The 24955-nt window shown below is 55.8% G+C and carries 23 protein-coding genes; 2 read left to right on the forward strand and 21 right to left on the reverse strand.

Going from position 1 to position 24955, the window contains the following annotated elements; all coding sequences use genetic code 11:
* Positions 1-72: 72 nt before the first annotated feature.
* The 14 genes from G3M63_RS16010 to G3M63_RS16075 all read right to left on the reverse strand — a co-directional run bounded on the left by G3M63_RS16010 (position 73) and on the right by G3M63_RS16075 (position 14541).
* On the reverse strand, positions 73-1380 hold the full coding sequence (locus tag G3M63_RS16010) for a site-specific integrase (protein ID WP_218573623.1): 1308 nt from the start codon (positions 1378-1380) through the stop codon (positions 73-75).
* A gap of 2 nt (positions 1381-1382) precedes the next feature.
* On the reverse strand, positions 1383-2360 hold the full coding sequence (locus G3M63_RS16015) for a hypothetical protein (protein ID WP_163983763.1): 978 nt from the start codon (positions 2358-2360) through the stop codon (positions 1383-1385).
* On the reverse strand, positions 2350-4407 hold the full coding sequence (locus tag G3M63_RS16020; RefSeq protein WP_163983764.1) for a tyrosine-type recombinase/integrase: 2058 nt from the start codon (positions 4405-4407) through the stop codon (positions 2350-2352). Before G3M63_RS16020 ends, G3M63_RS16015 begins: the two co-directional genes overlap by 11 nt.
* A gap of 4 nt (positions 4408-4411) precedes the next feature.
* A complete protein-coding gene (locus G3M63_RS16025; protein WP_163983765.1) occupies positions 4412-6163 on the reverse strand; it encodes a hypothetical protein in 1752 nt (583 codons plus the stop codon).
* A gap of 263 nt (positions 6164-6426) precedes the next feature.
* Positions 6427-7053 carry a dTMP kinase gene (gene tmk / locus G3M63_RS16030; RefSeq protein WP_163983766.1) on the reverse strand — a complete coding sequence of 209 codons (627 nt, stop codon included), beginning with the start codon at positions 7051-7053 and terminating at the stop codon, positions 6427-6429.
* Positions 7054-7196: 143 nt separating this feature from the next.
* On the reverse strand, positions 7197-8273 hold the full coding sequence (gene mltG / locus G3M63_RS16035; RefSeq protein ID WP_163983767.1) for an endolytic transglycosylase MltG: 1077 nt from the start codon (positions 8271-8273) through the stop codon (positions 7197-7199).
* The gene (pabC, locus tag G3M63_RS16040; RefSeq protein ID WP_163983768.1) at positions 8270-9094 is read right to left on the reverse strand and encodes an aminodeoxychorismate lyase; all 825 of its coding nucleotides are present in this window, start codon (positions 9092-9094) and stop codon (positions 8270-8272) included. Before pabC ends, mltG begins: the two co-directional genes overlap by 4 nt.
* An 8-nt stretch (positions 9095-9102) precedes the next feature.
* Positions 9103-10344, reverse strand: coding sequence for a beta-ketoacyl-ACP synthase II (gene fabF / locus G3M63_RS16045; RefSeq protein WP_163983769.1), 1242 nt, complete (start codon positions 10342-10344; stop codon positions 9103-9105).
* Between the two features lie 195 nt (positions 10345-10539).
* Positions 10540-10776 (reverse strand): acyl carrier protein, encoded by a 237-nt coding sequence (gene acpP / locus G3M63_RS16050; protein ID WP_150298936.1) that lies wholly within the window; start codon positions 10774-10776, stop codon positions 10540-10542.
* Between the two features lie 192 nt (positions 10777-10968).
* Positions 10969-11712 (reverse strand): 3-oxoacyl-ACP reductase FabG, encoded by a 744-nt coding sequence (gene fabG / locus G3M63_RS16055; protein ID WP_163983770.1) that lies wholly within the window; start codon positions 11710-11712, stop codon positions 10969-10971.
* A 2-nt stretch (positions 11713-11714) separates the two neighbouring features.
* Positions 11715-12662 (reverse strand): ACP S-malonyltransferase, encoded by a 948-nt coding sequence (gene fabD / locus G3M63_RS16060; protein ID WP_163983771.1) that lies wholly within the window; start codon positions 12660-12662, stop codon positions 11715-11717.
* A gap of 79 nt (positions 12663-12741) precedes the next feature.
* Complete coding sequence (plsX, locus tag G3M63_RS16065) at positions 12742-13752, reverse strand: phosphate acyltransferase PlsX (RefSeq protein ID WP_371923469.1); 1011 nt, start codon at positions 13750-13752, stop codon at positions 12742-12744.
* A 65-nt stretch (positions 13753-13817) separates the two neighbouring features.
* Complete coding sequence (rpmF, locus tag G3M63_RS16070; protein WP_150298940.1) at positions 13818-14000, reverse strand: 50S ribosomal protein L32; 183 nt, start codon at positions 13998-14000, stop codon at positions 13818-13820.
* Positions 14001-14019: 19 nt separating this feature from the next.
* Positions 14020-14541: a YceD family protein gene (locus G3M63_RS16075; RefSeq protein ID WP_163983772.1), complete on the reverse strand. Its 522-nt coding sequence runs from the start codon at positions 14539-14541 to the stop codon at positions 14020-14022.
* A gap of 190 nt (positions 14542-14731) precedes the next feature.
* Here G3M63_RS16075 and G3M63_RS16080 point away from each other — a divergent pair, with 190 nt between their 5' ends.
* Complete coding sequence (locus G3M63_RS16080) at positions 14732-15310, forward strand: nucleoside triphosphate pyrophosphatase (RefSeq protein ID WP_150298942.1); 579 nt, start codon at positions 14732-14734, stop codon at positions 15308-15310.
* Positions 15311-15319: 9 nt separating this feature from the next.
* Here the strand turns inward: G3M63_RS16080 and sppA are convergent, their stop codons facing one another.
* Genes sppA through rluC form a run of 3 tightly spaced genes read right to left on the reverse strand, consistent with a single transcriptional unit; the run spans position 15320 to position 17986 of the window.
* Positions 15320-16330 carry a signal peptide peptidase SppA gene (gene sppA, locus G3M63_RS16085; protein ID WP_371923470.1) on the reverse strand — a complete coding sequence of 337 codons (1011 nt, stop codon included), beginning with the start codon at positions 16328-16330 and terminating at the stop codon, positions 15320-15322.
* A gap of 2 nt (positions 16331-16332) precedes the next feature.
* Positions 16333-17016 carry an HAD-IA family hydrolase gene (locus tag G3M63_RS16090; RefSeq protein ID WP_163983773.1) on the reverse strand — a complete coding sequence of 228 codons (684 nt, stop codon included), beginning with the start codon at positions 17014-17016 and terminating at the stop codon, positions 16333-16335.
* Positions 17009-17986 (reverse strand): 23S rRNA pseudouridine(955/2504/2580) synthase RluC, encoded by a 978-nt coding sequence (rluC, locus tag G3M63_RS16095; protein ID WP_163983774.1) that lies wholly within the window; start codon positions 17984-17986, stop codon positions 17009-17011. The genes G3M63_RS16090 and rluC overlap by 8 nt, the downstream gene beginning before the upstream one ends.
* A gap of 537 nt (positions 17987-18523) precedes the next feature.
* On the opposite strand from rluC, the gene rne reads away from it, so the two are divergent.
* The gene (gene rne, locus G3M63_RS16100; RefSeq protein ID WP_163983775.1) at positions 18524-21910 is read left to right on the forward strand and encodes a ribonuclease E; all 3387 of its coding nucleotides are present in this window, start codon (positions 18524-18526) and stop codon (positions 21908-21910) included.
* 563 nt (positions 21911-22473) lie between these two features.
* On the opposite strand, the gene murB is transcribed toward rne, so the two are convergent.
* Genes murB through G3M63_RS16120 form a run of 4 tightly spaced genes read right to left on the reverse strand, consistent with a single transcriptional unit; the run spans position 22474 to position 24941 of the window.
* Positions 22474-23514, reverse strand: a complete 1041-nt coding sequence (murB, locus tag G3M63_RS16105) for a UDP-N-acetylmuramate dehydrogenase (protein ID WP_371923590.1) — start codon at positions 23512-23514, stop codon at positions 22474-22476.
* A complete protein-coding gene (locus tag G3M63_RS16110) occupies positions 23514-23996 on the reverse strand; it encodes a low molecular weight protein-tyrosine-phosphatase (RefSeq protein WP_163983777.1) in 483 nt (160 codons plus the stop codon). Before G3M63_RS16110 ends, murB begins: the two co-directional genes overlap by 1 nt.
* The gene (kdsB, locus tag G3M63_RS16115) at positions 23996-24754 is read right to left on the reverse strand and encodes a 3-deoxy-manno-octulosonate cytidylyltransferase (protein WP_371923472.1); all 759 of its coding nucleotides are present in this window, start codon (positions 24752-24754) and stop codon (positions 23996-23998) included. Before kdsB ends, G3M63_RS16110 begins: the two co-directional genes overlap by 1 nt.
* Position 24755: 1 nt before the next feature.
* Positions 24756-24941 (reverse strand): Trm112 family protein, encoded by a 186-nt coding sequence (locus tag G3M63_RS16120; protein WP_150298948.1) that lies wholly within the window; start codon positions 24939-24941, stop codon positions 24756-24758.
* Positions 24942-24955: the final 14 nt, after the last annotated feature.

Here is a 24955-nt window from a genome sequence, read left to right on the forward strand (position 1 = left end):
CCTCATATTGTTAGTCGTGACGTCTCTCACCTAAGTAGCCGCCGCCATGGAGAAAAATACACTAATACTGAATTACGCGCCTATTAGCGCCCCGGCTTGAGCCTCGATTTCATCTATAAATGATTCGACGTTCATGCCTGGGCTTGCAATGATCTCATTCACAAACCCTCGACTCCCCATTGCGACCAAACGAGCCTTATCGATGTAAAACCTATAGGTAGTGGCGATGTCCTCATGCCCCATCTGGTTTTTTAGAACTTCGGCAGCGGCTGCATACAAAGCATCTGCCGACTCAGATAATAACCTGTCACCGAAAAAACGAATCAGAAACATCGTCGGCCACCAATGCCGCGCCTCGTAGAAGTTTACACCTTCACGAAAATTCGGAAAAATCTCTATTGCCCTTTTTTTCGCGAATGTAGTTGCGTCAGATATCATCTTTGGAGTAACCGGAACGCCAAATCTATTCAAAAACAGAACCGATGGGGGGCACTTTTTGCCATACCGCTTTGCATATAGTCGAGCTCGCTCGTGATAACACTGGCTTAAATACCCATCTTCAAGAGCCTTCAAATCCGCGACATTTATTTTTATCTTACGCGTCTTCCCCCCCTTACTATTTTCAACCGTGTAATCCACAACCTTCGATGCAAGAATATCCATATCACTGTAGGGGAGTATATGTTTGTTGCTACCTCGACCAATATACGGAAACTTTACTAAATCCATGGGCCGCATAGCTGTCCCCAAGCCCATCTTGAACATTGCGACGTAGACCGCATCGCGATAAGAGCCCAGTAACAACTTTATCTCTTGGTTCGTAATTAGGTATTGAAGGCGCGCCTGCCTATGCTCCTGATCAAGCACCTCTATATTCCTATGGTCGATGGCCGTCCTTTCCTGCGGCCGAGTATAATTGAGCAACCTGTCCGACTTAACGGTTGCTACCCACGTCTTTGATTTCACATTAACCGTGGTCACAAACCCGGCGTGCGAAAGCCAACTGAAGTAGTAGAGTATGAATTTTGCATCGTCATAGATGGTGGCGGAAGAAGGTTTAGCGCTTTGTTTTCGCAGGCGCTCCTCTTGCCTGCATACCTGCCACCTTTTGATGTCATTATTATCAGCGATAACATCAAACTGACTAACATCGATGCCTTTATACTTGCTTTCTCGACTTAAAAACCTGTAAAACATCGAAATAAGCAAAGAGTAGCGATTAGACGTGTGCATCGAGCGATTAGCATTCTCATGCAAGAAAAGATTAGGGTGACTGAGAAGGACTGACTTAACTCCTGTCTTTACAATTAAGACATGGTGCGAAGATTCGAGACCAGTAAGGATATCCAAGTAAACAATGAATCTGCGCTCGATTTCCATAATTAGTCACCCTGGCTGACCTTATAAAGACACACAGCTTCATATCCATCTTCAAGAGATGGAAACGACATGCGATCGGCGGCTTCTTTTTCAATCTCTGGAACAGCTCTAAACGAGAACTGCCGTTGCGCCCTTATCACAGACTCACTTGAACACCATGGGACCCATATCTCCTTCGTAGCGGTCGATTCGATGCCCTTGGAGAACATTTGTAGTTCCGGACGAGAGAAAACCGGGACACGGGCAACAATGACGGGGCCATTCCGAGAGGTCCGATATAACGATGCGAAGCGATCAAAACATGCGATAAAACGATCCACAAACAAGACAACATGCCCCCCACCCGAAGAGAGGTTTCGGTTAATATCTTTGACGAGCTTGTCTAGTTCGACGTCCTTGCGATCCTCCAAATTTTCGCAATCACTCGTTTGGAGATAGACGCTGTAGGCAGAATCCAAATTCGGACTGAGTTTTATAGTGTCGTACTCGCCGGATTTATATGAATCCCCTCGCATCAGCTTCTCAACAGCAGCACCAGCTTTATTCAATTTCGACTGAAGCTCTTTATTACTCATTACGAGCTTGTCGGCATGCAGAGCCTGTTTCCTAAGCTGCTGCCTTACCTCGTCACCCTCCATCAGAGAAAGATCGTTATTCATCAAAGAGGTTATATAAGAATTTTTTACATCATCGACTTCCTCAACATGCCTCCGACGCATGTTGGCGATCTCGTTCATAAGAACGGTGATGCGATCCTGGTATTTTGAAAGCAGTTCAGGAGAGGGATCTGGCACCAACATACCAATAGGGAGAGCGCCCTTCACATAAGGCGTGAGATGCTTATAATACTTGTTGAACGCCTGACGGGTTATGCCTCCCCTGGCGGAGATTTCCTGGATGGTTAGCCTTTCATGGCCCGCGTCCATATAGTGCTCCGCAATCAGCCGTATTAATCGCTGTTCAGTATCATTAGCGCTCACGGGTCGGCTCCCTCCGCGCGGAGCGCAGAGCACCGGGACGGTTGGTCCTTTGCAGATTGGAGAGGTGAAGCTCGTTCACTTCGATTTGATGCATAATTTCCCGCCTGGCTTTCGTCGTTAGCTTTGCAGAGTCACTGGCGAGTAGCTTCTGGTAGAAAATTACGTTTTTCTGCATTTCCGATCTCGCTTCAGCCAAAACGACCACATGTTTGCAGTCCAGTTTACAATTAGAGGGATCGGGACGAAGTACAGCTGCGAAGTTTTCCCTACCGATCCGACAGGGCGGTAGGTTGCCTTTTGAATAAAATTCATTGCTCACACAAAAAACACCAACAGATGCCCGCTTGATGAACACCGGCTCACCAGCCTGAAGGAGGTAAGTGATATAGTTCGATATCGTCAAACGAAGCAGCTTCCCCTTAAATAGCGCTGGTCTTTTTCCGAAGCTTTTTTTAATCGCGTCTGCTGCGTTTCCGGAATAACTTCCTCCTTGAACGGCCGAAACGATTTCGATAAAGCTTTCCGCATAGTGATTTTCTATCGTCTCCGCTATCGACGCAATGATATAAGGGTTACGTGCAATGTAGCGCAAAGTCATGGTGTAGCTACGATGGCCAAAGAGCATGCGGATCAGATCGATGTTGCGCTCCGAACGGCTGATGAGCATCTCGGCAATAGTTTTTCGAAATCTGTGAGGGTGGACGCCGTCCACTCCTACCGCATCACCGATCCTGAGCATTGACTTTTGGATTGAGCGAGCCATGATTGTCGCGGTACGTTTCCCCATGGCAGATTCGAAGATCCTTCCGCCACGCATCCGGGCTTTGACATTCCTCAGCTTCTCTAAACCGCAAAGGGTTTCGCCGAGAAAGTCAGGTAATGGAATAACATCGGCGTCCCCAAAGTAATTCGGGTCACTGCTCGTTTTGAAACGAACCACTTTTAGTGAGTATCCTCCCTCTTCGCTTAGCTGAACGTCGCTAAACTTTAGTTCAGAAAGTTCGCTTGAACGAAGTCCAGTGACCACGGAGCAAAGTACCAGCACACCCTGCATGACGTTATCAATCGCCTTGCGGTAGCTATTTTTCCACCGATATTCTACATAATCGTAGTAGAGCACTCTTCCGCTGGTTGTGACCTTCTTATTCTTACGAATCTTACTTTCGTACCCGCAGACGAGCTTGCCATTCACTTTCTTACCTAAGACTGATTCCATCTTAATATCTGGCTGAGATCGGACCAAAAACCCTGCCTTGTGGTTACTTAAAGTCTCATTGATGTATGCCTGAATGGTCAACAGCTCGGGCAGGGCCTCCTCAGTCCAGAACAGCGCGTACTCGATGAGATTCGATAGTTCGCCTTCGCTGAATGGATGCCAACCTTTCGTTTCCGCAGCTATTTTTTGTTGGACAGAGCGCTTCCTAGACCTCGTATCTATTTTGCTCAGAGGGATATCTAGTCTTAATTCTTTCGAAAGCATTCTCTGGGCAGACAAAGAAATCCAGAAAGTGATGATGAAATAGAGGAAAGAATAGTGCCTATAGACGCCCTTGTCTCGTGCGCGGTCCAGTGCTTTGTTTATCATGGAGACCGTGATCACCTGGATGCTATCGGCGTTAGCTTCCAAACCGTTTTCGCTGAAAATGTACCAGTCCAGATACTCACATGCGTGAGCATATGTTGCGGTAGATCGATAGCTTCTCACCCGGCCAAAGGGATGAAATTCTGGGACCAGGTGATAGATGAGTTCTTTATAAAGCTTCCTCGCGCCGGGGAGAGTGCTGGAAAATCGCACGACAATCTGTTCACCAGAACGGGTCACGTATCGCCAATGGTCGTCCCTGTAACTCGATACCGTCGAGGTGAGAAATGAAAGGGTCGGATCGGCTTTTATTTTCTCCAAAAGTGAACCGCTACCGTCATGGACTTCACCGTGCGAGAAGTCGTATATTTCGTGGAATGCTGCCGAGGCTGCTTCTTGAGTTCCCAATTCTCGCGGCACTCCCTGCACATCATCAGCGCGTTCGGCATATTCGTCCTCGTTCACGTTTTCAGTCCTCAAATAGCAAAGATAAAGACGCCATGTCCGAGGGTAAAAGATCGGGATTTTTTCTCCAGTAACGTGCGGCGGATTTCAAAGCGACATCGTTTCCCCACACGTCGAAGATATAATCGATAATGGCTAACTCGTCGTAGCTCGTGAACTCCGTTGCGCTATCGCTGTTCGTCCGCTGCTTTCGTTGGAGCGTAGCTTGCCTATCCATGAGATATGGTAGGGAATCTTCGAATATTCTGACCTGGCTACAGAACAGGCACATCCCTATTTCACTGCATTTTTTTTGCGACGAAGCGTGTACAGGTGCGCCCTCCCAGTCTGGTCTGTAAGGGTCCGAACACGCCCAGAGCGCACGATCTCGACCAGGTAACGAAAACAGCCGTAGCGACGTAAAATCTAAGGAGGTATCACTCCGCTTGCCAATAAGACCTTTGAATTTCTTCTGACGAAGCTGGACCATCAAGGATTCGAGTTCACCCCTTAGCCGTTCACGTCGCTTTCGCCTCGCCACGCCAGAATCATCGTAGTGTACGTCGGTGGTCTCGATGTTTTCATGACCTTGAATGAGAGCTACAACAGACAGAGGCATCGCATGCTTGTCGCGAACGAATCGTATCCAGGTTGGCCGTAGGCGTTGGCCAACGTCCACAACACGAGCGAGTCTGCTTCCATTCTCGTATATTTCGTTCTTTTCGAAGAACTCTTCTATTCCCGCGCGCCATACTGGCTTGACTGAGACTGAAGTGTAACGACCAGGCCGGCTCGGATTATTTCGTCTGTTGGGATTGAGCCGTCTCGCCATTTTATTTATCCCCCTGATGCATGAGAACAGAGGATTAATAACCTCGTACTCTTGTCCGATGTTGTCTAGAGGCAGATCAGCGATCGGCGCGGATAGCTCTTTCGCCAGCTTGATAAGATTATATGCTGAATATATATCTGCTTTAGAACTCGCAGCATGAAACCTTTTAGGTTCTTTGAATGGCTTGCCCCGTCCCTGGGACTTATTTTTCTCGGAGAAAATTAGAACATTTTTTTCATTCAAAATTCCGGCAAGTGGATTTTCGTGCTTATCGCGATCAAGGGCGAATATCGTTTCCTTATTCCATCCGGTCTGTAAGCCGATAAAAAGAGCGATAGCGGCCTGATCCATACATGTGGGGTAATATTTGGCGAAGACTTTATCTAACGGAGCGAGGCTGCCTGGGTAACCCGATTTGCTGCGTCGGTTTCGCCGCATATAGCATCGGTAGATCAATTTGCACGGATCGGATAGCACTTCCGGCAGCCTTTCGGTGCTACGAATTGAGTCGTAGGCCGCCCGGAATTCATCAAAAGGAATTTCGAACGGATGACCGTGTATCAACAAGGTTTTAAGAGAGCGGTCGTCGTCCAGTTTGGGCACGCTGGGCGCGCCTTCAATCGAAACAAGTTCTGTTAAGGTGTAATGTTTAACATTAGCGAGCTTCTTTCGATATTCTAGCTTCTCTCTAAGCGTATCAATGTGCTGCTTTAATGCTTCGGAAAACTGCTCGAAGCAGGCTTCGGAAAGAGGCTCATGTTTTTCTTCATTCAGGAGGCCAACTGCCGGCAGAAGCAGCAGGGGCATGCCTTCATCAAAGTCTCTGGAAACAGACGTGAGCGCACCACGAAGGCGAGAAGCTAAATTTTTGGGTGCTCGAACTCGTTTCGTGTGTTGATCGAACGCATAAAAAACTTCTGTCGAAATTCTTTCAAGGGAGGTCACTCGCAGCGACGGTGGAACCCCAGGCTCGTAGGACAGTAGAAAATCCAGAAAGACGTGAACGGCCTTGCGGAGCTCGTACGCTTTCGAATACGACCGAGTAGAACAAAATCTCACGAAAAGGTAATGGAGGCCAGAGCTACACTCGCAGCTGTGAGAAAAGCGAGGATGTTCAATATAGCTGCAAGAGACCTCCCTTCCATCTCCCGTTGTGACCGAAACGACATCTTGAGCGGCGGTTAGATAGCTCACCCGAATTTAGCCGACTACTTCGTTAGCTGGTCGACGAGTTGCAGCACCTTACTTATCACATCGTCAACCGGTCGCGAGGCATCAATCACAGCAAAACGATCTGGGTCCAACCTGGCCTGGGTAAGATAGCCGTCCCGAGCTTTCCGCAGAAACTCAAGCGTTTCCTCTTCCAGCCTATCCAGATTGCTGCCGCGGGCGCCCACGCGTGCGAGGCCAACTTCAGGATCAAGGTCGAGAACGATAGTGAGATCTGGCCGGAGTCCCTCGACCGCGAGGTCATTCAGCGTTGTGATTAATTCTAACGGGAGTCCCCGAGCGTGATGCTGAAAGCTGATTGTCGCGGAATCGAACCGATCGCACACTACTACCTTGCCCGCGCGGAGAGCGGGTACTATTTTCTCGCGGACATGCTGCGCTCGCGCCGCGGCAAAGAGCATTAGTTCCGTGATCGGAGCCATCTGCCCAGCATCTGTCGCCAGGAGTATCTCTCTAATTTTCTCGCCGATGAGCGTCCCGCCAGGCTCACGTGTGAAAACGGCTTGGCGATTGAGCTGTTCTAGGTGACTGCGGATGGCTCCGATCACCGTCGTTTTCCCAGCGCCGTTGCTCCCGTCGATGACAATCATGCAGCCTTGGTTCATACCTACCCCGTCTCGAATGATGCTGCTCAGCACCAGGTAGGTTTACGATACCGCTAATTCCGAGATAATGACAGAATGTTTCCGAAAGGAGGGATTCCGAAACAAGGCGCCTTCCGGTCCTTCGAAAGTAACGAATAATCCACTCACTGCTGTGCCTCGCTGCTGTCAGGTTTGACCGGCGCCGGGCTCGAGCGATACCCCTCCGCCCTGTTAAGCTGATACTGCCGGACCGCGCGGTTATGCTCTTGCAAGGTATCGGAGAACACATGCGAACCGTCACCCCGTGCAACAAAGTACAGACTGCTTCCGGGCTTGGGATTGACCGCCGCCAGCAAGGCTTCCCGCCCAGGCATGGCAATGGGCGTCGGCGGCAACCCATCGATCACATAAGTATTGTATGTCGTGGCTTCACGCAGATCGCTGCGACGGATCTTTCCTGCATAGGCATCACCCATTCCGTAGATGACGGTGGGGTCGGTCTGCAAGCGCATACCTTTTTGCAGTCGGCGCGTAAACACGCCGGCAATCTCGTCACGCTCGTGGGGGACGCCCGTCTCGCGCTCGACAATCGACGCGAGAATCAGCGCTTCATAAGGCGTATCGATTGGTAGATCTGCTGCGCGCTGCGCCCAGACCTCTGCCAGTACCTTTTGCATGCGCTCGTACGCACGCAGCAGGATATCCCTGTCGCTCGTACCCAGCGTGTACTGGTAGGTATCAGGAAAAAACAGCCCTTCAGGGTGGTCTTCTTCAAGTCCGAGCTCAGCCATCAGCGCCTTATCGCCGAGGTCATCGGGCAGAGTCTGATTCAGCCGCTCGGCTGCGCTCAGCGCCTGGCGAAACTGCTTGAAGTTCCAGCCATCGACCAGCGTGACACTGCGCTGCAGTACATCACCGCTCTGGAGCAGAGCCAGTAAATCATGGACATTCATGCCTGGCTGCAACCTGTACTCACCGACCTGGAGCACCGTGTCGGGCATTTGCCATTGCCAGTAACGCCGAATCCACGCCGAACGATCGAGAACGCCTTGCTCCTCCAGCGAGCTCAGCACCCTGCCTGGCGTACTTCCCGGCTGTACTTCCAGCGTATCGACCACCTGCAAATTGAGTTGCTGGTTCAGAGTCGCCTGTAATACCAGGTATCCACCGACAGCAGCCGCTGAGGCAATAAATCCAATAAATACAATTAGTAAAAGAATCTTTCTAACAAATGACTTCACAATATTGCCTGCCTAGCCAATGCTTGCGCCTGGCGTGTGAACGGTCCTGGCGACCAGGTTTTGTCCATCAATCCAACCACCGGCCAAACCCCATAGACGCTATTGCAGCAAAAAACCTCGTCGCTATCGAGCAGCTCCTGCAGCTCAACCGCTCGCTGCCTGACCGGCTCGCCCTGGGCAGCAAGTTTCGCAAGCAGATAATCGCGCATCACCCCTCGGACGCCGCATTCGATCACCTCAGGGGTTACCCATTCGCCTTTATGCCGCAAGAACAGATTGCTCATGGTGCATTCCACCGGTTTGCCTAGCATGTCGCAGACCAGGCCCTCGCCAAAAGGCGCTTGCCACTCTGCACGTGCCAGGACCTGTTCGAGCCGATTGAGGTGCTTCATGCCGGCGAGCGCGGGCTGCAGAGCAAGGCGGGTAACACAGGGGTAGAGCACTACGCCCTGCTCTTCGCGTTCCGCTGGATAATCCGGGAGCTGAGCGCCCAGGACAATGCGCGTGGCCGGCCCGTCGGACGGTGCGTAACCCCGCTCGCCGAGCCCCCGCGTAATAATCAGCTTGATCAGTCCTTCACCCAGCCGTGACGCCAGATCGGAGGCTTCCGTGATAAGCATTGGTAGATCAAGCGCGATCCGCAGCCGCGCAGCGTCGCGCTCGAGTCTGGCGAAATGATAGTCCGCCAGAGTAAGCCTGCCCTGAGCGACCCGGATGGTCTCGAACAGTCCGTCACCATATGCCAGGCCCCGGTCCCGGGCAGATACCTCGCCCGCGGGCTGTCCATTTACAAGACAGATCTCACCGGCATCGCAAGCCATTGACTGGCTCATGCGTGGCGACGGAAAACCAGGCTACCGTTGGTGCCGCCAAAGCCGAAGGAGTTGGAAACGGTGACATCGAGCGATCGTGCTTGTGCCTCAAGGGCCACGTAGTCGAGATCACAGCCTTCGTCAGGATTGTGCAGGTTGATTGTCGGCGGAGCCACCTGATCGCGAAGCGCCAGAATGCTGAAGATAGCCTCGACCGCGCCCGCTGCGCCCAGCAAATGGCCCGTCATGGATTTCGTGGAGCTGATCGCGAGTCTGGAAGCGTGCTCGCCAAATACGGTCTTCACGGCGCGCGTTTCAGCCAGGTCCCCGGCCATGGTGGAGGTACCATGGGCATTGATGTAGCCGACCTGGTCTGGCGTGACGCCCGCATCGCGCAAAGCATTGTTCATGCACTTGGCTCCGCCACGCCCATCTTCAGGCGGCGCGGTCATGTGATATGCGTCCCCACTCATACCGAAACCAATCAACTCAGCATAGATGGTCGCGCCACGGTCCCTGGCCTGCTCATACTCTTCGAGTACGACCGCACCCGCGCCATCGGACAGGACGAATCCGTCGCGATCTTTGTCCCAGGGTCGACTGGCTGCCTGCGGGTCGTCATTACGGGTGGACAGCGCGCGCGCGGCACTGAAGCCACCGAGCCCAAGACCACTGGTTGCCATTTCCGAGCCGCCGGCAATCATCACGTCCGCTTCGCCATAGGCGATGTTGCGCGCGGCCATACCGATACTGTGGCTTCCGGTGGTGCAGGCTGTAGTCAGGGCATAGTTCGGGCCCTGCAATCCGTACTGAATAGATAGATACCCGGCAACCATGTTGATGATGGATCCGGGGACGAAGAACGGAGAAATTCTCCGCGGGCCGCTGGCCATCAACAGCTCATGGTTCTTCTCGATATTAGTCAGACCGCCAATACCAGACCCCATGGACACACCAATACGGTCACGGTTTGCATCGGTGACTTCGATTCCCGAGTCGTTCAACGCCTGCATGCACGCTGCAACGCCGTACTGAATAAACAGATCGAGCTTGCGCGCCTCCTTGGCGGCCATGTAAGGCTCGATATCGAAATCTCTGATGGAGCCGCCGAAGCGCGTACCAAAGGCGCTGACATCCATGTGCTCTATCGGGCCGATACCGCTCTTGCCCGCCAATGCGGCCTGCCAGCTGCCTTCTACCGAATTACCCAGCGGGGTCAACATGCCCAGGCCAGTTACCACGACGCGTCTGCGCGACACAGGAAACTCCTTATTCAACTATCGAGAAGCACGGGGAAGCCATAGCCTCCCGCGAGCGCGGTATTGTCGCATAATGCGCGACCACGGCAACTCAAGCGAGCACGCCAGAATACAAAACGCTCGCTGCAGATACTAAAAAGCCGCAGTACTTGAACAGGACTGCGGCTTTTTACTGGCCCTTATCAGGCTACGCGATTACTTCTGGTTGGAGTTCACGTAGTTGATAGCTTCCTGGACAGTGGTGATCTTCTCGGCTTCTTCATCCGGAATCTCGGTCTCGAACTCTTCTTCGAGAGCCATCACCAACTCGACGGTGTCGAGGGAGTCAGCACCAAGATCCTCAACGAAAGAAGCGTTGTTGGTCACTTCTTCTTCTTTGACGCCGAGCTGTTCGGCAACGATTTTCTTGACGCGTTCTTCGATGGTACTCATACCTTGTTCTCACTCCTATTTGCAGTTCCGAGAAGCCGGACTGCGGGTAGTTTATAGAAACGATTCGCGATTTTTCAAGCGCCAAAAGCATCTATGTGTAAACGGTGCCGGCCAGGTAGACCCTCACCGAGAGATTCTTGACTGCGAAAGCATACCCGTGCCACCCGAAAGTGGATAGGGTTTGCCGGATATTCAGCCCATGAACATGCCGCCATTGACCGGAATTGTCGCACCCGTGATATAGCCAGCAGGCTCACCTGCCAGGAAATTCACCACTGCTGCAATCTCCTCCGCTTGTCCCAGACGCCCCAGAGGGATCTGTTCGAGCATGACTGATCGCTGATTTTCATTCAGAGCCCGGGTCATATCGGTATCAATGAACCCCGGAGCAACGGAATTAACGGTAATCGACCTGGAGCCTACTTCCCGCGCCAGTGATCTTGCGAAGCCTTCCATGCCCGCCTTGGCTGCAGCATAGTTGGATTGTCCGCCGTTGCCCATCCCGCTGACTACGGAACTGATGTTAATGATACGTCCCCAGCGTGCCTTGGTCATACCCCTGAGTACAGCCTTTGACAGACGGTACACCGAACTCAGGTTAGTACTGATGACGTCTTCCCACTCTTCTTCTTTCATCCGCATCAGCAGGTTATCGCTGGTGATCCCTGCGTTATTGACGAGAATCAGTGGGGCGCCAAATTCGTTGGTGATGCGCTCAAGCACATCGGAAACAGACTGGGGGTCGCGTACATCAAGCTTGAGCCCTGTGCCCTTGTACCCTGCTTCGGCAAGTTTCTCGGCTATCTCAGCCGCGCCCCGGTCGCTGGTTGCAGTCCCGACAACGACTGCCCCCTGAGCAGCCAGCTCGTGGGCAATGGCCTGGCCGATTCCCCGACTTGCGCCAGTGACCAGCGCTACCTTTCCTTCCAGACTCATGCTCAAGCTCCTTGTTTGAATGTTGCTCGGGTGGCGGAGAAGCCGTCGATGGTATCCAGATGATGGGTATTGACCCCTTTAGCGCAGCGCTTGTTCAACCCGGACAATACCTTTCCTGGACCACACTCGACCAGATCAGTAACGCCTTGCGCCGCCAGATACTCGATACTTTCAACCCAGCGCACCGGACTGTACAGCTGCTCCACCAACAACGAGCGTAGCGCATCTGTGTCGGCCGCGGGCCGTGCGGTGACATTCTGTACCAACGTAATGGTCGGTGCGCCCCACTCCAGAGCGGAAAAGTCCTTGGCCAACTGCTCCGCTGCCGGCTTCATCAGCGCGCAATGTGACGGCACGCTGACCGGCAAGGCAATGGCACGCTTGGCACCAGCTTCCTTGCAAGCCTCAATGGCCCGCTGCACAGCACTCGCCTGACCTGCGATGACCACCTGGCCGGGAGCATTGAAGTTAACCGCGCTGACCACCTCGCCTTGAGCAGCGACGGCACAGATCTCGATGATTTTTTCATCGTCCAGGCCGAGAATCGCCGCCATGCCGCCCTCGCCTTCAGCCACGGCCTGCTGCATCAGCTGACCTCGACGTTCGACCAGCCGCAGCGCGTCCGCAAACCCCATAACCTCGGCAGCCACCAATGCTGAATATTCACCCAGGCTGTGCCCTGCGACAAACGCCGGACGCACTTCGCTCTGCGCACACCACAAACGCCACAAGGCGACTGAAACGGCCAGAATCGCTGGCTGGGTCCGATCAGTGCGATTCAGCTCTTCCACCGGACCGTCCTGGCACAATTGCCATAGATCGTACCCCAGCGCGCTTGACGCTTCGGCAAAGGTTTCGCCGATCAGCGGCTCCTGTTTTGCCAGCTCCGAGAGCATACCTAAAGCCTGGGAACCCTGGCCGGGAAAAACGAATGCGAGGGATTGAGTCATGCAGCCTTCCTCGTTATTGAAGTAATTGAAGGATTGAGTGAATCAGAATGCAGTTTGGATGCACCGCAGCAACACCAGGTCACACCCGCGGTTGCCTACAGGTGACCAGCCGTTTTGCGATACGTTTCGGCAATCCTGCCTGACTGGCCAGTATCGCTTGGCCAATCGCTGCTTCGAAGCCAGCCTGGCTGGCAGCACCGTGACTTTTCACCACCACGCCGGACAACCCGAGTAACGTGGCGCCATTATATCGCGCTGGATCGTGGCGCTCATAAACCGGGCGCAGCACGCGCCGCAGCAGGGGGCTGAGCAGACGTAGCGTACGACTGCCCTGCAGCGCGCGACGCGTCTCGTTCTGCATATATACAGCCAGCCCCTCACAACTCTTGAGCATTATGTTGCCGACAAATCCGTCACAGACCACCACGTCCGCCTGATTGCGGAACAAGCCGTCGCCCTCGACATGCCCGATGTAATTGAGCTCCTGACAGGCGCGCAGCATTTCTGCCACCTCCCGGACGCGCTGACCTCCCTTGTTGATTTCCTCGCCGATGTTCAGCAGACCGATACGTGGGCGATCGATACCGGTAAGTTCGGCCACGGCTTCGGACCCCATCACCGCGAACTCGAATAGCTGCTGGGCGGAGCAATCAACATTGGCACCCAGATCAAGTACGTAACAGGAGCGCCCTGCTACCGGCAGCGCCGCCATGATCGCCGGGCGCTGGATACCCTCAAGGGTGCCCAGCACGGATCTGGCCAGCACCATCAGCGCGCCGGTATTGCCCGCGCTCAAACACGCCTGGGCCTTGCCATCGCGGACCTGCTCAATCGCCACACGCATGGACGCGTCCGGCTTGGCGCGCAGGATGCTGGCGGGCGAATCGGTGGAGAGCACTACATCGGAGGTGAACACATACTGCACGCGCTGTGGCGGCAACAGATGCTCTTTTGCAAGTTGCTGGACCGGGTCGGCAGAACCAACCAGCACAACATTCAGATCGGGATATTGACGAAGGGAGCGAGCTACGGCGGGGATAATGCAACGGGGACCGAAGTCCCCGCCCATTACATCAATTGCCAGGGTCATTTGAGGTGTCGTCATTGACCGCAACGTACTATCAGCGGACCTGGGCAAATTGACGTGGACAAGACTTACTCGTCGTTGTCCTTGTTGATCACCTGGCGGCCGCGATAGAAGCCATCGGGAGATACGTGGTGACGAAGGTGAGTCTCACCAGTAGTCTTGTCAACAGACAAGGACGGTGCGGACAGAGCATCGTGTGAGCGACGCATGTCACGCGCGGAACGAGACTTTTTGTTCTGCTGTACAGCCATGACTATAAGCTCCTAAGCTTTAGGTATCACGTTTCAACTTGGCCAGCACGCTGAAAGGGTTGGGCTTTTCGGCTTCTTCCTCCGGCTCCGGGATATCGGGCTGATAACCTGGTGGATGCTGACATGTTCCCGTTGGATGCATCGGAACCGCTGGCAGGGCCAGCAAGAGCTCATCTTCGATCAAAGCGTGCAGATCGAGTTTTTCATCATCCAAGATAACCGGTTCATAGTTCCGGGGCAGGTTCTTGGCCGCCTCGTCACTGCTTACAAAACCCACGTCGCACTCACTGTCGAGCGGGATCATTACCTGCTCAAGGCAGCGCTGACAAATCAGCGCCACATCGACCTGATAATGGCCGTGCATGGCATGCACGCCCTGTTCGTCACGCGAAAACGACAGTTTTACCTGTACATCTTCAGCGGGGGCGTCCAGTAAGGCGCTCAGACGCGGCATCTTGCTCGCAGGAACCGTCCCTTCCAGAACGATGCTGCGGTCAATCAGCTTGTGCGGCTCAATGTGTGCGGGTATAGGTCCTGACATAAGCGCGCAATTCTAGGGACCACGCCCTCCGCTGTCAAAACTATTTGCAGAAATATGCACAGGGTCTGCTCTCGTGTCAGCGCGGCCCCACCCAGAGGGAGGCAAAGCGACTCCTGGATCGCGTCCGATGTCCATTCTGCCTTAGGATAGCCGCAGCACTGCCCCTTCTCCACCGCAAAAGGAACTCCTAATGCCTGGCCTGGTACTGGCATCCAGCTCCCCATACCGCCGCGCGCTGCTGCAGCGCTTGCAGCTGCCCTTCGAATGGGCAGCTCCCCATATAAATGAAGACCCCCAAGCCAACGAAACCGCGGAACAACTGACACTGCGCCTGGCGCTGGAGAAAGCACGAGCTCTGGCAGAACGCTTCCCGAATCATCTGATAATCGGTTCGGACCAGGTACTGCTGCTGGGGGACGATCCAGTCAGCAAGCCCGGCGATCACGCCACTGCCGCAGCCCAACTGCGCCAGTGCAGCGGCAGAGCTGTACGTTTCGTCACATCACTATGTCTGCTCAACTCCGCCACGGGCGACTATCAACAGGACTATGTGCCGTTCGAAGTCGTGTTCCGGACGCTGGACGATGCCAGCATTGAACGCTACCTGGCCCGCGAACAACCATATGATTGCGCGGGCAGCTTCAAAGCGGAGGGACTGGGTATCAGTCTGTTCAGGGCGCTGCGCGGCGACGACCCCACCAGCCTGATCGGTCTTCCCCTGATCAGGCTATGCGAGATGCTCAGGCAGCAAGGTATTCAGATTCCCTGACCAGGACAGCTAGCGCAGGGTTGGAGCCGGCGCAGTACTGGCCAACTCCAACTGCCTGGCCAACGCCGCGCCGATGCTCGTGCCGAGCTGCCGGGTAAACCGCGCCAGAGGGGACTCTCGATGAGTAAAGTCCACCGTTTCTTCAGCCCCAATGATGTCCCGGGCAACACTAGAAGTACTGGCCAACCCATCAATCAAGCCCAACTCAAGCGCCTGTTCGCCAGACCACACCAAACCACTGAAGAGATCAGGGTGATCCTTGAGCCGATCGCCCCGCCCCGCCTTTACCTGATCGATAAATTGCTGGTGGGTATTGTTCAGCACGGATTGCCAGAACTCGCGTTCATCGGCTTTTTCTGGCTGAAAGGGATCAAGAAAGGTTTTATGCTCACCGGCCGCGTACGTCCGGCGCTCGACACCCAGCTTGTCCAGCGTGCCAACAAAACCAAATCCGGCTGCCGTCACACCGATTGAGCCGACCAGGCTGGCCTTGTCGGCATATATCTCATCCGCCGCGGCGGCAATGTAATAGGCACCCGACGCACCTATATCCGCGATGACTGCATAGAGTTTGATATCCGGATGCTCACCGCGCAGCCGCTTGATTTCATCGTACACATAGCCAGACTGAACCGGACTGCCGCCCGGACTATTGATACGCAGCACCACGCCCTTGGTGTTCTCGTCTTCAAAGGCGCGCCGCAGGCTAGTCACCAGATTGTCGGCGCTGGCCTCTTCGAGATCCGCGATAGTGCCGCGCAGTTCAACCACAGCGGTATGCGGCTCCGTTGTACCGGCACCGTCCCCGCCACCCCAGGGCGAAAGCATCAGGAAAGCGCCAAGTAGATACAGGAATGTCAGCGACTTGAAGAAGATGCCCCAGCGGCGCGACCGACGCTGTTCCTGAACCGAGGCCTGCAGCGTTTTGTCCAGCAATTGCCAGGCTTTGCGATCTTCTTTCTCCACTGCAACCTCCTCCCTGGAGCGCATCGGACCTTCGGTCCACTCATCCCCTTGCATGCTCATACCTCGATTGTCTGGCGGGCGCCGTAACGCGGCATCACCCAGCCGTGGAACTCAATAAACTCATCAATGCAGTGCACCGGGTCGCAACACAACAGCTGCTCCCTGCTCTGCGCCCCGTAGCTGACCGCAACACCCGCCATGCCGGCATTACGCGCCATGTGCATATCGAACTCGCTATCGCCAACCATCAACGCCTGCTCAGGCGCAACGTCCAGCTGCGCCAATATTTCCCGCAGCATCAACGGATGCGGCTTGCTGGCCGTTTCGTCGGCACAGCGCGTGGCATCGAAATAATCCGTCAGACCATGCTGTGCGAGAATCCGCTGGAGCCCACGCCGGCTCTTGCCGGTTGCCACCGCAAGATTGAAACCCTGCTTCCGGCACGCATCCAGTGTATTCATCACCCCCTCAAACATAGGCGAAGGAGTAAGCTCCAGCCGGATATAGCAGTCGCTGTATGCTTGCTTGAGAGCCGCAGCCCGCGATGGGTCATCCAACTCGGGGTACAGGGTGGCGATGGCCTCGGGCAATCCCAAACCAATAATGCCGCGCACAGCCCCGGCAGCCGGAACAAGCAAACCCACTTCATCGGCCGCCACCTGCATGGCCTCGACGATTTTCTCGACCGAATCCACCAGCGTGCCATCCCAATCGAAGATCAGAGTATTGAATTCATTCATAGCCGGTTAATCGCGCCAGGGTGCTGTCCCACATCTGACCGGGTTCAGCACTGATTTCCAGCACCGCACCATCTGGCAGCTCTGTACGCAACGAGGCTGCGTGCAGAAATAAACGTTTACCACCCAGCTCTTTTATCTTCTGCGAGAAATCGTCATCACCATACTTGGGGTCGCCGGCTATCGGATGCCCTGCATGGCGGGCATGCACGCGGATCTGATGCGTTCTGCCAGTGATAGGCTGCGCCTCGACCAGCGTGGCGAAATCACCAAAACGCTGCAGCACACGAAACTCGGTCAGGGATTCCTTGCCGTCCGCGTCTACCTCAACCATCCGCTCACCAGAACGCAGATTGTTTTTCTGCAACGGAGCGTGCACCCGCTTGGTGGTGGCCGGCCAGCGGCCACGCACCAGCGCAATGTATCGCTTGGTCACGCTATCGCTACCGTTGTCGCCTCGCAGCGCCGCGTGCAAATGGCGCAACATGCTGCGCCGCTTGGCAATCATCAGGCAGCCGGAGGTGTCACGATCCAGCCGGTGCACCAGCTCCAGCTGACCACTGGCTTCAGGCCGCAACTGACGAATAGCCTCAATCACGCCAAAATTCAAACCGCTACCACCATGCACCGCCAGACCTGCCGGCTTGTTGACGACAATCAGCGCTTTGTCTTCATACAGAATGCTGGCTTCCAAAGCTTGCAATATGCCGCGTCCTACGAGCGCGGGCTCGTTGGGCTCCGGCAGGCGCACCGGCGGAATCCGTACGCTGTCACCCGCCTTCAACCGGTAGTCAGGCTTGATCCGCCCCTTGTTCACCCGCACTTCCCCCTTACGGAGAATCCGGTAAATCAGGGTTCTTGGAGCGCCTTTGAGGCGAGTAAGCAGGAAGTTGTCAATGCGCTGCCCGGCCAGGTCCTCGGGAACCAGCACGGTTTGCACGGCAGAAGGCGCTTCAGATGCAGGAATTTTCATCCGCGCATGATACATTTTTTCATGCAATTGAAGCACTTAAAAAATGCTGATATAGTCCGGCGAGCTGCGGTTATTGCAGCCGGGGAAGATGGATGAACACTCGTCCTGCAGACGTTCCCCAGAAATACCGAGATAGAGGCTTAGCCAGGCCAAAACAGATGCCGGCGGCCACTATGATCGACACCCTGTTTGCCACATGCGCAAACAGAATATAAACCCGCTCTCCGGAAAACGATGAGCGGCACCCGATTCAGATGGGTAAGTGTTTAGGTGGAGATGCACAGCTTCAGGATCATGTGACGAGCGCTGACACTTGCCATTTCATTGTGTCCCCGTTCCCAGTCCGGCTGATTCCTCCCTAAAGTATCGTTTCGCTGTACTCGCCACAGACTCAACTGTCGCCGCCAACGGGCGCGATATGAACTCTGAACAAGGGCAAGGTTTGGCCCAAGCAGAAACACACCTGACACCTAACGGACGAGTCGCAGGTGCCGTACTCGTGTTTTCCAGAGAAGCACTGGAACACAACGGTACTTCATGAAAAGAATGCTGATCAACGCAACTCAACCCGAAGAGTTGCGAGTAGCCCTGGTAGATGGCCAGCGCCTGTACGACCTGGATATTGAATCCGGCGCACGCGAACAGAAGAAAGCCAACATCTATAAAGGCCGGATCACTCGAGTAGAACCCAGCCTGGAAGCCGCTTTTGTCGATTTCGGCTCGGAGCGCCATGGCTTTCTCCCTCTCAAGGAAATCTCCCGCGAGTACTTCACCAAACAGCCTGAAGGCCGCGTCAACATCAAGGAAGTGCTCAAGGAAGGCCAGGAAATCATTGTCCAGGTCGACAAGGAAGAGCGTGGCAACAAAGGCGCAGCACTAACCAGTTTCATCAGTCTGGCAGGCCGCTATCTGGTCCTGATGCCAAACAACCCCCGGGCCGGTGGTATCTCGCGCCGCATTGAAGGCGAAGAGCGCAACGAACTGCGCGAGGCCATAAACAGCCTGAACGTCCCGCCGGACATGGGCATGATCGTGCGTACCGCCGGTCTGGGCCGCAGCGCAGAAGAACTGCAATGGGATCTCGACTACCTGCTTCAATTATGGGAAGCCGTCAAGTCCGCCTCCTCGGAGCGTAGCGCTCCGTTCCTGATCTATCAGGAAAGCAATGTCATTATTCGTGCAATCCGCGACTACCTGCGCCAGGACATCGGCGAAGTCCTCATCGACAGCGAAACGGTGAAGGAAGAAGCACTCAACTTCATCAGCCAGGTGATGCCGCAGTACGCCACCAAGGTCAAACTGTATGAAGACAGCGTGCCGCTGTTCAACCGTTTCCAGATTGAAAGCCAAATTGAAACGGCCTTCGAACGCGAAGTAAAACTACCCTCCGGCGGCTCGATAGTCATCGACCACACCGAAGCCCTGGTATCTATTGATATCAACTCGGCGCGTGCGACCAAGGGTACTGATATCGAAGACACCGCCTTACAGACCAACCTGGAAGCGGCAGAAGAAATCGCTCGCCAGCTGCGTCTGCGCGACATCGGCGGCTTGATCGTCATCGACTTCATCGACATGAGCCCGGCAAAAAACCAGCGCGCAGTGGAAGAGCGCGTGCGCGAAAGCCTGGAGGCTGATCGCGCCCGGGTGCAGGTGGGTCGCATCTCGCGCTTTGGTCTGCTGGAGATGTCTCGCCAGCGTCTGCGCCCGTCACTTGGCGAAACCAGCGGCATTGTCTGCCCGCGTTGTAATGGCCGCGGCACCATCCGTGACGTCGAATCACTGTCGCTTTCGGTGCTCCGCCTGATCGAGGAAGAAGCGCTTAAGGACCGTACTGCAGAAGTACGGGCACACGTGCCCATCGCTGTCGCCACTTTCCTGCTCAACGAAAAGCGCGAAGCACTGGCCTTGACCGAAGCCCGGAACAAGGTTCGCGTTCTGATTCTGCCCAGCGAGCACATGGAAACGCCCCATTTCGAAGTTCAGCGTCTGCGTGACGATCACGAATCGGTACTGAACGGCGAAACCAGCTACACCATGAGCGCAGATATTGTCGCCGAGGAGCCCGTGCCAGTCAGCCAGACTCGCGCCATTGTTCGTCAGGAAGCTGCGGTGAAGAGCATTTCCCCTTCACGCCCAGCACCTACACCGGTTGCTCCGATTGCAGCCACCCAGGCGATTCACGAGACCCAGCCAGGCCTTTTCAAGGGTCTGATCAAATCACTGGTCAGTCTGTTTGCCAGCGATGAGGAGCCGGCCGAAGAAAGCAAGCCTGCCGCCGCCACAGCCACCCCAGAGCGCAAGCCACGCGAGAATAATCGCAGCAGCGAAGGACGCAGCAATACGCGCAACCGGCGTCAGCGCAGTGATCGCAGCGACAAGGCTCAGACCCCGCGCCCGCCGCGCCCTGAGCGTGCGCCCAAACCGGAGCGTGCCGAGCGCAATATCGAAGAACCGGCCGCCACTACGCAGGCGCCTGCCCCGGTTGAAAGCAAGCCAGCAGAAACCACTACGCGCCGTCGTCGCCGTAGCCAGGAGACAGCCAGCGAACCACGTGCACAGCAGGATACCGAAATCAACCGCAGCGCAGCGCCTGCAGAGCGTCGCCCCCAGCGCAACGAAGAAACGGCGGCTGCCATAGAAGAGCCGGTAACGGCTGAGGCTCAGGCTGATGAAGCTGGTAACGAGGGTGACCGTCCGAAGCGCCGCTCGCGTAACAGTCAGCGTCGCCGCAACAACCGTCGCAGCCGCCCCGCTCAGGACGAGACTGCCGCAGAGAACAATGCGCAAACCGATGCAGAGTCTTCTGCCTCCACCCTGGACGCCTCTGACCCGAACAGCGATGTAGTGCCGGCGGCGGCAGCCATTGCTGCGACAGCCGCGATCGCGTCGTCAATCGGTGAGGAGCCGAAAACGGTGCCCGCGTCGCAAGACGAGGCGCAGTCAACTGATACAGCTAACCCACTTGAACAAGTCAAGATGCCTGTCGAAACCGGTCTGAACCAGACTGCAGTCAACGCCGAGCAATCGATTGAGAACGCAGTGGAAGCCTTCAGCCAGTCCAGCCGCCAGGATTCAGACGAGGAGACTGACGGCACGCCCACTGTTCAGCCTGACTCCGTCCCGACGCCTGCCGCACCCGAGGCTGTCGCTGCACCGGCCGAGACAGATCGCCCGGCTACCCGGGTTAACGAGGAAGCGATGGAAACTCCGGTACCCGAGACGAAGCCCGTCGCTGAGGAACCTGAGAAAGCCGAGCAGGCAGCCGATCCTGTGGCACAGGAGACTGAATCGCCCGCCGAGACAGCTGTCACGGAGCCCGTTGCGGCACCGCAGGTAACTGAGCCAGAAAAGGCAGCAGCACCAGAGCCCGTCTCCAAGCCGGCTCCGATGCTGACTGAAAGCGGCCGTGCCTACAACGATCCACGGGAAATCCGTCGTCGCCAGCAGGAAGCCAAGCGTCTTGCCGAAGAGCAGGCTCGCGAAGCTGAAAAACCTGCAGCAGAGCAGGCCGACACGCCACTCGAGACCGTCGAAGCCCCTGCTTCCGCCAACGCCACCGGCGATGATCAACATCCGGATACTCATGTATTGGGCCAGCAGTTTGTCACACCAGAAGAATCGGCAACCGAGACTGCGAAGCCAACGCATGATGCCACTGGTGGCCAGGCGCACCCTGCGACCAATGCGGTAGAACAGCAGCAGGACGTGCTGAATCGGACCGATCTGGAAACAACCGACGAGCTGCCGGAGCCGAGCGATGTAAAGGATCATCCGGACACGCACGTCCAGGGCCAGCAGCGTGACGAAGCAGCCGAGGAACGTGCTTCATCCAGAACGCGGCCGACGCACGATGGCACAGGGAAGGAAGGTCATCCGGACACCCATGCGCTGGAGCAACAACAGGAAGAGCCCAAACAGTAATCGGGCTTCATAAAAAAGGGGATGCTTCGGCATCCCCTTTTTTTGTGGCCACGTTTTTTAAGCCCCACCGCGACCCTGCGCGTAGTTGGCTAGTTTGGAGCCGAGGGCTTAAGGCTGGAAGCTGGAAGCTGGAAGCTGGAAGGGCTAGGTTAGCGTTGATGGTTGATCCTTTGCGCTCGATCGGGCGACGAAAAGAGCAAAATGTTAGCTTCCCAGCTCATTGCAACTCATGTTTGAGGCGCGACAGCGCGCCGCCGAAGGTGGGGTGAAATCTCCCGGGTAAAACTATGCTCTACCAGAGCGCTGCGCCCCCTGGGGCTGTAGAGCGCCTGCTCTACGGCAAACCGTCGCGCGCACAAACCTCACGATCGCCACTCCCAGCAGCGTGTCGATGTGTGGCTCCGTGCAAACCCAGCGTCGAGCAGGCATTCGACACACCCAGGAGACACACTCGCCCACCGCGGGCGGCCTACCCTTTCGTCGCCCGAACGAGCCCAAAAAACCAACCAACAACTCCGATCTCACCCTTCCAGCTTCCAGCTTCCAGCTTCCAGCTTCCAGCCTTAAGCTTCCAGCTCTCGTCGGCCGATCAACAACGGTTCCATTTCCAACATCACGCCAAAACGTTGATGGATATCCGTCTGAATTCGCTGCGCCAGCGCCATGATATCCGTGCCGCGAGCATGCCCATAATTCACCAATACCAATGCCTGCTCCCGGTGCACCCCAGCATCTCCGTCGCGGTAGCCTTTCCAGCCCGCCTGATCAATCAACCATCCGGCCGCCAGCTTGTAGCGCCCATCCGGTTGGATAAAGCTTGGCAAGCCGGGCCAGCGTTCCTGTAACGCTAACGCCTGCTCAGCTGTTACCAGCGGGTTCTTGAAGAAACTACCCGCGTTAGCCAGCTGCGAGGGATCTGGCAGTTTGGAACGACGAATCTGGCATACCAGCTCGCCGACAACCCGGGCATCGGCGCGCTGCAAACCAGTCGCCCGCCAGGCATTGGCGAGCGGTCCGTACTCAAGCTTCGGGTGGGGCACTGACGACAGGCGCAGCCGGAGTCGCAGGATAACGTAACGACCCGGCTCTTTTTTGAACAGGCTGTCGCGGTAGGCAAACCGGCATTGCTCACGGTAAAGCCGGCAGATCACTGCAGTGCGCCTGTCATACACCTCGACGCTTTCGAAAACATCCTCCAACTCTACGCCATAGGCGCCAATATTCTGTACCGGCGCGGCGCCAGCAGTGCCTGGTATGAGAGAAAGGTTTTCCAGGCCACACAAGCCAAGATCCAGGGACCAGTTGACCAGCGCATGCCAGTTCTCCCCTGCTTCTGCTTCGACTATCACATCCTGGCCGCTACGCGAGACCACGCGGCGGCCACGGCTGCGCATAGCCAGCACCAGGCCCGGAACGGGTGCGGCCAGCACCAGGTTGCTGCCACCTCCGAGGAGGGTTACCGGCCACGCGTGCCTGTTCGCAAGGGATAAGGCTGCCAGCAATTGTCTGTCGTTACCCACAAATGCCAGCCGCTCGGCACGCTCGCTGATACCGAAGGTATTGTGCGTACGCAGGTCAGCGTTGGCGATCACTTCAAACATGATTAGCTGGCCGTGGTCGCTGAGGAGTATTCACCAAGGCTTGCCAGCAGACCCTGCGATGCGCGCTCAAGCATGTCGAGGACACCCTCAAAGCCTTGGTCGCCGCCATAATAGGGATCCGGAATTTCCTCGCCGTCATTCGGGGCGTAACTCATGAACAAGCGGATTTTCGCGGCGCAGTCTGCTGGTGCGCGACGCAACAGCTCCTGCAGGTTGCTATGGTCCGCAGCGAGGATCAGATCAAACTCAGCAAAATCACTGTCGGCCACCGCCCTGGCGCTCAATGTGCTGATATCCACGCCGCGACGTGAGGCTGCAGCGATGGCGCGGCGATCCGGCGGTTTTCCCACGTGATAGTCAGCGGTACCTGCAGAATCCACCGCGACATCGCTGCCCAGCTCACTGCTCGCCAACAACTTTTCAAACACACCCTGTGCTGACGGGGAGCGACAAATATTGCCCAGACAAACGAATAACACCCGCATTACAGCGCACCTAGTACGGCACGGACGCGATCCAGGTCGGCCGCCGTGTCGACTCCAGCCGGGGGAATCTCGCAGGCCTCGGCAACATGGATCCGGCAACCGAACCAGAGCGCGCGCAGCTGTTCCAGAGCTTCGGCTGTCTCCAGCGGGCTCGCTGGCCAGCCCACATAGTCGTGCAGGAAGCTGACCTTGTAGGCATAAAGGCCAATGTGTCGCTGAAAAGGGACACCTTCCGGGAGCGCCTGAGGTTTGTTTGCAAACTGATCCCGACACCAGGGGATGGGGGCCCTGCTGAAGTACAGTGCGAACCCCCGGATGTCAGTCACTACCTTGACCGCATTCGGATTGAATAAGGTGTCGATATCCGTGAGCGGTTCGGAGAGCGTCGCGATACTTGCCTCAGGAAACTGAAGCAGATTGCCCGCCACCTGATCGATCAGTGCAGGCGGAACCAGCGGCTCATCGCCCTGGACGTTCACCACACAGGCATTGTCATCCAGGCCAAGCTGAGTGACCACTTCCTGTAGCCGGTCGGTGCCGGAGGGATGGTCAGCGCGGGTCATGATCACGTCGGCACCGAAACCGCGACAGGCCTCAGCGATGCGTTGATCATCGGTCGCCACTGTCACGCTCTCGGCCTGGCTTTTGCGGGCCTGATTCCAGACATGCTCAATCATTGGTTTGCCGGCAATGTCCTGCAGCGGCTTGCCCGGCAAACGCGTGGACGCATAGCGCGCCGGGATAATGACGTGGTACATATCAGCGATCCAGCCGTTCATCTGCGTCCAGCGACCGCGCCTCGCTCTCCAGCATCACCGGGATACCGTCGCGAACCGGAAATGCCAGACCATCAGCGCGACACCAAAGCTCGGTCTTGTCGCTGTTCTGGACCAGCGGACCCTTGCATAGGGGGCAGGCGAGAATATCAAGCAGTTTGGGATCCATGGTACGACTCCTGG

Source organism: Pseudomonas sp. OIL-1 (assembly GCF_010669185.1).
Classification (GTDB): domain Bacteria; phylum Pseudomonadota; class Gammaproteobacteria; order Pseudomonadales; family Pseudomonadaceae; genus Halopseudomonas; species Halopseudomonas profundi.

Excerpts from the sequence above, each read along its gene's own strand:
- G3M63_RS16010 (WP_218573623.1), bottom strand. The coding sequence starts at position 1,380 with ATGGAAATCGAGCGCAGATTCATTGTTTACTTGGATATCCTTACTGGT.
- tmk (WP_163983766.1), bottom strand. The coding sequence starts at position 7,053 with ATGAACCAAGGCTGCATGATTGTCATCGACGGGAGCAACGGCGCTGGG.
- pabC (WP_163983768.1), bottom strand. The coding sequence starts at position 9,094 with ATGGCTTGCGATGCCGGTGAGATCTGTCTTGTAAATGGACAGCCCGCG.
- acpP (WP_150298936.1), bottom strand. The coding sequence starts at position 10,776 with ATGAGTACCATCGAAGAACGCGTCAAGAAAATCGTTGCCGAACAGCTC.
- fabG (WP_163983770.1), bottom strand. The coding sequence starts at position 11,712 with ATGAGTCTGGAAGGAAAGGTAGCGCTGGTCACTGGCGCAAGTCGGGGA.
- fabD (WP_163983771.1), bottom strand. The coding sequence starts at position 12,662 with ATGACTCAATCCCTCGCATTCGTTTTTCCCGGCCAGGGTTCCCAGGCT.
- plsX (WP_371923469.1), bottom strand. The coding sequence starts at position 13,752 with ATGACCCTGGCAATTGATGTAATGGGCGGGGACTTCGGTCCCCGTTGC.
- rpmF (WP_150298940.1), bottom strand. The coding sequence starts at position 14,000 with ATGGCTGTACAGCAGAACAAAAAGTCTCGTTCCGCGCGTGACATGCGT.
- G3M63_RS16075 (WP_163983772.1), bottom strand. The coding sequence starts at position 14,541 with ATGTCAGGACCTATACCCGCACACATTGAGCCGCACAAGCTGATTGAC.
- G3M63_RS16080 (WP_150298942.1), top strand. The coding sequence starts at position 14,732 with ATGCCTGGCCTGGTACTGGCATCCAGCTCCCCATACCGCCGCGCGCTG.
- sppA (WP_371923470.1), bottom strand. The coding sequence starts at position 16,330 with ATGCAAGGGGATGAGTGGACCGAAGGTCCGATGCGCTCCAGGGAGGAG.
- G3M63_RS16090 (WP_163983773.1), bottom strand. The coding sequence starts at position 17,016 with ATGAATGAATTCAATACTCTGATCTTCGATTGGGATGGCACGCTGGTG.
- rluC (WP_163983774.1), bottom strand. The coding sequence starts at position 17,986 with ATGAAAATTCCTGCATCTGAAGCGCCTTCTGCCGTGCAAACCGTGCTG.
- rne (WP_163983775.1), top strand. The coding sequence starts at position 18,524 with ATGAAAAGAATGCTGATCAACGCAACTCAACCCGAAGAGTTGCGAGTA.
- G3M63_RS16110 (WP_163983777.1), bottom strand. The coding sequence starts at position 23,996 with ATGCGGGTGTTATTCGTTTGTCTGGGCAATATTTGTCGCTCCCCGTCA.
- kdsB (WP_371923472.1), bottom strand. The coding sequence starts at position 24,754 with ATGTACCACGTCATTATCCCGGCGCGCTATGCGTCCACGCGTTTGCCG.
- G3M63_RS16120 (WP_150298948.1), bottom strand. The coding sequence starts at position 24,941 with ATGGATCCCAAACTGCTTGATATTCTCGCCTGCCCCCTATGCAAGGGT.